General features: G+C 69.8%; 4 protein-coding genes. 1 reads left to right on the forward strand and 3 read right to left on the reverse strand.

Annotation, left to right across the window (positions count from 1 at the left end):
• Positions 1 to 89: 89 nt before the first annotated feature.
• The 3 genes from AB0D31_RS34585 to AB0D31_RS34595 all read right to left on the reverse strand — a co-directional run bounded on the left by AB0D31_RS34585 (position 90) and on the right by AB0D31_RS34595 (position 1951).
• Positions 90 to 1079: a TauD/TfdA family dioxygenase gene (locus AB0D31_RS34585; RefSeq protein ID WP_362730866.1), complete on the reverse strand. Its 990-nt coding sequence runs from the start codon at positions 1077 to 1079 to the stop codon at positions 90 to 92.
• A gap of 270 nt (positions 1080 to 1349) precedes the next feature.
• Positions 1350 to 1583, reverse strand: coding sequence for a hypothetical protein (locus AB0D31_RS34590; protein ID WP_362730868.1), 234 nt, complete (start codon positions 1581 to 1583; stop codon positions 1350 to 1352).
• A complete protein-coding gene (locus AB0D31_RS34595) occupies positions 1580 to 1951 on the reverse strand; it encodes a winged helix-turn-helix domain-containing protein (RefSeq protein WP_362730870.1) in 372 nt (123 codons plus the stop codon). The genes AB0D31_RS34590 and AB0D31_RS34595 overlap by 4 nt, the downstream gene beginning before the upstream one ends.
• A 363-nt stretch (positions 1952 to 2314) precedes the next feature.
• On the opposite strand from AB0D31_RS34595, the gene AB0D31_RS34600 reads away from it, so the two are divergent.
• The coding region (locus tag AB0D31_RS34600; protein ID WP_362730873.1) for an MMPL family transporter at positions 2315 to 4257 on the forward strand (1943 nt) is incomplete at its 3' end.

A 4257-nucleotide genomic window follows, 5' to 3' on the forward strand; every position in this document is an offset into this window, starting at 1 on the left:
GGGCGGGGCCCGGGGCCCCCCCCGCCGCCAACCACCCCCGCCCGCGGGGGGGGCGGGGCGGGGGCCCGCCCCGCGCCCCCACGGGGAGGTCAGCGGGGCGCGGGCCCGGCCGCCAGGTCGGCGCGGCTGACCATGTCGCCCATGGCCACGATGATCTTCCGGTCGCCCTCGAAGGGGTCACGGCCGTGCGAGACCAGCATGTTGTCGATGACCACCACGTCGCCCTGCTCCCAGGTGAACCGCTGGGTGAGCGCGTCGTAGACGGACCGGAGCCGGGCGACCGTGGCGTCGTCGATGGGCGAGCCGTCGCCGAACGTGGCGCTGCGCGGATACGCCGCCTCGTCGTCGCCGAAGAGTGACTGCATCACCTCGCGGTCCGCGGGCTCAAGGCAGGCGGTGTGGTGCAGGAACAGCTGGTTGAAGAAGACCTGCTCGCCGGTGTCGGGGTGGCGGATCGTGGCCGGGGCGAGCTGCTGGGTCCGCAGCACCCCGCCGGGCAGCCACGTGCACTCGACGCCCTGGGCCCGGCAGCGCTCCTCGACCTCGGCGCGGTCGGTCGTGTCGAACATCTGCTCCCAGCCGACGTCGACTCCGGGAATGAAGTTGCGGACATAGCGGATGCCGCGCTGCTCGAACCGTTCCCGCAGGTCTTCGGGGAGGGCGCCCCACACCTTGCGGCCGTCGACGATCGGGGTGGCCCCGCCGCCGCGCGCCGGCTGGATGCAGCAGAAGAACTGACGGCTGGGCCACTGCGGCATGTGCGAGCTCTCGTGGTGGAAGAGGATCGCCTGCTCCGCCGGGTACGGGGTCGACTTGTAGACCCGGTCGGCGTCCTTCTCGTGCGGAAGGTCGCCGTACTCCCCGAACAGGGTGGTCACCAGGGCGGCCGCCAGGGCATCGAACGCCGTCGCGTCCTCGATGCCGAAGCCGCGCAGCAGGATCGCTCCGTGCACCGCCAGCTGTTCTTCGATGGCGGGGCGGTACTTGGCCGCCCAGACCTCGGCGGCGAGACCCGGTGCCAGGCACCGGACCGTGGGAGGGTAGCTCTCGTCGTCGAAGCTGACGTCAGGACCGAACATCCTGGACATCCCTTCCTCTCGTGGTCGTCAAAGGGGCCGCCGCCTCGTCCGAGGCCGCCGCCGCACGCCCGAGGAAAGGGGTACACGCCGGGAGCGCGGCGGCACCGTGGGACTGGGTTCGGCTTTCCTTCGTACATCGTCAACAAGCCTGGCCCGGGTGCCCAGTTGGGAACACCGGCGAGCCTAGGCAGGCCGGAACACGCCGGCCACGTCCTTAAGTTCCCGGCGAAACTCACAGGCCAGCCTGTCGGTCTCGCGAGAGCGAAGCGGCTAGTCCACGCTGCGCAGCAGGCCCTCGACGTCCCGGACGCGCCGGTCGAGCTCGGCCAACTGGCCTTGCAGAACCTGCTGGTTGGCCACCGCTTCCTCGGCGAGCCGGTGGTACTCCACCATGACCACGGCGTCGGCCCGGTGGCGCTGCAGCCTGAAGTAGGCGACGACGCTCACCGTGATGCCTCCCACGAGGATCAGGACGATGGCGATGGCGATGACAGCGCCGGTCATGTGCGCTTCCCCTTTGGTTCGTTGAGTCGCTGCGGGTCCCCGCCCCCTTCGGCACGCGTCCCCTCCGGCACCGCGGCCCGGTCTCCCTGTACGGCCGCACGGATCACGTCGACGGTCAGATGCAGCTCGAACGGCGCCAGTTCGAAGTACTTCAGTGCCTTGCCGTCCTCCGAGAGCTCCAGGTTGCCGACGACCAGGCCGGCCGTCTCCAGGCGCTCCAGGTGCATGTACAGCAGGGGCCGTGACATGCCGAGCCGGCGGGCCAGCTCACTGACGTACATCCGCCCCGCGGAGAGCTCCGCCACCACCCGGAGGCGCTGGGCGTGACCGACCGCGCCGAGCACAGCCAGGAGCTCCTCGCTGGTCATGGCCCACCTCTGGCATCGAAATCCGTAAGCCGAGACTTACTCATGACATGAACGGCTGTCAACCAGGGCGTACGGACGGAACGCGGGCGGTAGCGGCACCACATACCGCGGCCCGGGGTGGCGGGCCGCCGTCCCGTATGGCCTCAACCGGCGGGCCCGTCCGTACAGTTGGCTCGCGCGCGCCCCGGCGGCCGCTGCTCCCGGGTGCGCCGGGCGGCGACGGGGCCATACCTTCTGAGGCCGCTCCCCATCCCATTCGCTCGATGAGCCGACTTACGGTTGACGGCTCGCGCCTGCACCCGTCATTCTCTTATTACACCCGTTGGGTCGGAGTGACGACCTCGCCATGAAGGAGCTGGGACCGTGGATAAGCAGCCGATCACCGTCAGGGTGGCGAGCTGGAGCGCCTTACACCCTGGGCGGGCCATCACCGGGTGGTTCGCGTTCGTCGTGCTGTGCCTGGCCGTCGGCATGGCGGTCGGCACGCACAACGCCGTGGCGAAGGACTACCAAGTGGGCGAGTCCGGCCGCGCCGAGGCCATCGCCACGCAGGAGGGCCTGCAGCACAAGCCGGGCGAGCAGATCATGATCAGCGCGAAGTCCGGTGCGCTGGACCAGGCGGCGGCGCAGACGGTCGCCGAGGACCTCACGGCCCGCATGAAGAAGCTCCCCGAGGTGCTCGGCGTGGCCCCCGCGGTCCGGTCCGAGAACGGCAGGATGCTCATGGTCGAAGTGACCATGAAGGGCGTCAAGCTGGAGGCCAAGGACCACGTCGACCCGCTCCTGGAGCAGACCGCGCAGGTGCAGAAGGCCCACCCGGACCTGCTGGTCGAGGAGACCGGTGACGCCTCGGTCAGCAAGGGCCTCAACAAACAGCGCAGCGCCGACCTGGCGACCTCGGAGATGATCACCTTCCCGGTCACCCTGATCACGCTGCTGGTCGTCTTCGGCTCGTTGATCATGGTCGGCGTGCCGCTGCTCCTGGCCGTCTCCTCGATCATGGCCGCCATCGGCCTCTCCATGGTGGTCTCCCACCTGATCCCCGACGCCGGCGTCGGCACCAACGTCATCCTGCTGATCGGCATGGCCGTCGGCGTCGACTACACGCTCTTCTACCTCAAGCGCGAACGCGAGGAACGGGACCGGGCGGGCGGCCGGCTCAGCCCCGAGGCGCTGGTGGGGATCGCCGCGGCGACCTCGGGCCGGGCGATCGTGGTCTCCGGACTCGCGGTCATCCTCTCCACGGCCACCCTGTTCCTCGCCACCGACATCATCTTCTCCTCCCTCGCCGTCGGCACCATCGTGGTCGTCTTCGTGGCCATGGTCAGCTCGGTGACCGTGCTCCCCGCCCTCCTGGTCAAGATCGGCCGCCGCCTCGACAAGCGGGCCGCCCGTGCCGCGGAGCGCGGCAAGACGCCCCGGCGCCGCAAGCCCGAGACGACCGGCCGGCTGTGGACCATGCTCCTCAACCCGGCGCGCAACCACCCGGTGGCCACGCTGATCGTCTCCGTGGTCGTCATGCTCGGCCTCGCCCTGCCCGCCCTCGGCATGCAGCTGCGCGTCCTGAACAAGGACACCCACTCCCGGGCCATCCCGGAGATGCAGACGTACGACCGGCTCAACGACGCCTTCCCCGACCTGCGGGCCGAGCACTGGGTGGTCGTGCGGAGCGCGGCGGACCAGAAGGACGAGGTGCAGTCGGCGCTCCAGGACCTGGCCGCGCGCGCCAAGGCCGACCCGATGTTCTCCAAGAACACGCCCACGGTGCGCACATCGGCCGACGGCACGGTCAACGTGATGACGCTGGCCGTCCCCTACAAGCTCAGCTCCCCGCAGGCGTCCGGTTCGCTCGACCATCTGCGGTCGACCTATCTCCCGGCCACCGTCGGCAAGGTGAAGGGCGTGGAGTACGGGGTCGACGGGCCGGTCGCGGTCGACGTCGACTACATGGCCCACCAGAACGACAAGCTGCCGGTCGTCATCGGGTTCCTGCTCCTGCTGACCTTCGTGATGACGGTGCTGGTCTTCGGCTCGGTGGTCATCGGCGTGATCGGCGTCCTGCTGAACCTGCTCTCCGTCGCCGCCGCCTTCGGACTCGTCGTCGTCTTCTTCCAGTGGGGGCTCGCCTCGACGCTCTTCGGCTTCGACCCGAGCGCCACCAGCGCCATCGGCTCGCGTGTGCCGCTCTTCCTCTTCGTGATCCTGTTCGGTCTCTCGATGGACTACCAGGTCTTCGTGGTCAGCCGGATCAAGGAGGCCGCGATGAACGGCGTGCCCACCCGGCAGGCGGTCATCGACGGCATCGG

The sequence above is a fragment of the Streptomyces sp. NPDC048361 genome (assembly GCF_040651795.1).
Taxonomy (GTDB): domain Bacteria; phylum Actinomycetota; class Actinomycetes; order Streptomycetales; family Streptomycetaceae; genus Streptomyces.